This window comes from Burkholderia sp. MSMB1459WGS (assembly GCF_001534535.1).
In the GTDB taxonomy this organism is placed as follows: Bacteria; Pseudomonadota; Gammaproteobacteria; order Burkholderiales; family Burkholderiaceae; genus Burkholderia.
The window spans coordinates 1-2,312 of the sequence record NZ_LPMU01000048.1; the positions used below are offsets into that span (position 1 = coordinate 1).

Consider the following 2,312-nt stretch of genomic DNA (forward strand, 5'->3'; position numbering starts at 1 on the left):
TGGCAGCGCGACTGGGCGCGCCGCGACTCGTACGACGCGGTGATGGCGATCGCGAAGGAGCATTCGGGCGCGTACGGGATGGGCGTCGACTACGCGTACACGATGGTCCACAAGGCGCCGCAGCGCACCGCGACGCCGCACGAGTCGATCCCTGCCGTACCGGCGAAGTAACGGGCCGTCGGCCGCGATCGCCGCAGCGGCTACCGCGGCGATCGCGTGCCGTCGGCTGTCGTGCGTTCAGGCGGCGGGCAGCGCCCACGGCGCGCGCGAGAAATGTTCGGCGAGGAAGGCGAGCAGCACCGTCACGCGCGCGGCGCGCAGCATGCCGGGGGGCGTGACGAGATTTACGTTGATGTCCGCGATCTTCCAGTCGCTCATCACTTCTTCGAGCGCGCCGCGCTGCAGTTCGTCCCACACCAGGAATTCGGGCTGAAGCGCGAGGCCGTGACCGGCGACGAGCGCGGGGACGATCACGTCGGCGTTGTTGGAGCGAATGCGTCCGTGCACGTTCACGCCGAAGTCGTCGCCCGATACCGTGTGACGAAAGCGCCAGTACTCGGGCGTCGGCAGGTTCGTGTAGGTGAGGCACACGTGCTGTTCGATGTCGCGCGGATGCATGGGCCGGCCGTGCCGGTCGAGATACGCGGGCGATGCGACGAGTGGCCGGCGTACCGCGCACAAGCGGCGCGAACGCAGCGACGAATCGGCCAGTTCGGCGATGCGGATCGCGACGTCGAAGCCGCCGGACACGATGTCGACGATGTGGTCGGTCAGCACGAGATCGATGTCGACGCGCGGATAGCGCTCGAGGAACGCGGGCAGCACCGGCGACAAATGGTGCAGCCCGAACGACATCGGCGCATTCACGCGCACGAGGCCATGCGGTTCGAGTGCCTGCGCGGACGCTTCGTTTTCGATCAGCTCCGCATCGGCGAGCAGGCGGATCGCACGGTCGCGCAGCAGTTCGCCGGTCGGCGTGAGCGACAGCTTGCGCGACGTGCGGTACAGCAGCATCGCGCCGAGGCGCTTTTCGAGGCGCGCGACCGCTTTCGACACGGTGGGTTGCGATACGCCGAGCAGGTCGGCGGCTTTAGCGAACGAACCCGTCTCGGCGACGCGCGCAAAGATGGCCCAGGCTTCGAGATCAGGAAGGTGTTGCATGGTCGGAAGGGATGGCAGGCAAGTGAAACGGATGCGATGCGCCGCGCGCGCGGCCACGCGATGCGGGTGATTCTAATCCGGCCGGGAGAAAACGTTATGGAATCTTATTTACTTTCATTGGGCGCCGGCATGCTGATCGGCGTCGTGTACAGCGTGATCGGGGTGCGTTCGCCGGCGCCGCCGCTGGTCGCGCTGGTGGGCCTCGCCGGCATGCTGGTTGGCGTGCAGGCCACCGCGCCGGTTCGTCACTGGCTCGGCTTCTGACCGCATCGAGGACATTTCATGAGCGCAACCGATACCCAACCCGATCTCATCCTTCACAACGGGCGCATCACGACGCTCGATCGTGCGAACCCGGTCGCGACCGCCGTCGCGATCAAGGACGGCCGCTTCGTCGCGGTGGGCGGCAACGCGGAGATCGTGCCGCTCGCTGGCCGTGCGACGAAGACGATCGATCTCGGCGGCCGCACCGTGCTGCCGGGCTTGATCGACAACCATACGCACGTGATTCGCGGCGGCCTGAACTACAACATGGAACTGCGCTGGGACGGCGTGCCGTCGCTCGCGGTCGCGATGGAGATGCTCAAGCGTCAGGTCGCCGTGACGCCCGCGCCGCAGTGGGTGCGCGTGGTCGGCGGCTTCACCGAACATCAGTTCGTGGAGAAGCGGCTGCCGACGATCGACGAACTCAATGCAGTCGCGCCGGACACGCCCGTATTCATCCTGCACCTGTACGACCGCGCGCTGCTGAACGCGGCGGCGCTGCGGGTGGTCGGCTATACGAAGGACACGCCGGAGCCGCCGGGCGGAACCATTCTGCGCGATGCCGCCGGCCATCCGACCGGCCTGCTGCTCGCGAACCCGAACGCGACGATTCTCTACGCGACGCTCGCGAAGGGCCCGAAGCTGCCGTTCGAGTATCAGTACAACTCGACGCGCCACTTCATGCGCGAGCTGAACCGGCTCGGCGTGACCGGCGTGATCGACGCGGGTGGGGGATCGCAGAATTATCCGGAGGATTACGAAGTGATCCGCAAGCTGCACGACGCGGGCGAGATGACGATCCGGATCGCATACAACCTGTTCACGCAGAAGCCGAACGCGGAGAAGGAAGACTTCGTGAACTGGACGAAGAGCGTCAAGTACCACGA

3 protein-coding genes and 1 pseudogene are annotated in these 2,312 nt (G+C 66.6%); 3 read left to right on the forward strand and 1 reads right to left on the reverse strand.

Going from position 1 to position 2,312, the window contains the following annotated elements; genetic code table 11:
* Window positions 1-171: pseudogene (locus tag WT97_RS19020) on the forward strand (hydrolase); the annotation flags it as partial.
* A 66-nt stretch (window positions 172-237) separates the two neighbouring features.
* Here WT97_RS19020 and WT97_RS19025 read toward each other — a convergent pair.
* Window positions 238-1,161 (reverse strand): LysR family transcriptional regulator, encoded by a 924-nt coding sequence (locus WT97_RS19025; RefSeq protein ID WP_060354110.1) that lies wholly within the window; start codon window positions 1,159-1,161, stop codon window positions 238-240.
* A 96-nt stretch (window positions 1,162-1,257) separates the two neighbouring features.
* On the opposite strand from WT97_RS19025, the gene WT97_RS19030 reads away from it, so the two are divergent.
* Both WT97_RS19030 and WT97_RS19035 read left to right on the forward strand, forming a co-directional pair.
* Window positions 1,258-1,425 carry a DUF1427 family protein gene (locus WT97_RS19030; RefSeq protein ID WP_060354111.1) on the forward strand — a complete coding sequence of 56 codons (168 nt, stop codon included), beginning with the start codon at window positions 1,258-1,260 and terminating at the stop codon, window positions 1,423-1,425.
* An 18-nt stretch (window positions 1,426-1,443) separates the two neighbouring features.
* The coding region (locus tag WT97_RS19035; RefSeq protein ID WP_156440285.1) for an amidohydrolase family protein at window positions 1,444-2,312 on the forward strand (869 nt) is incomplete at its 3' end.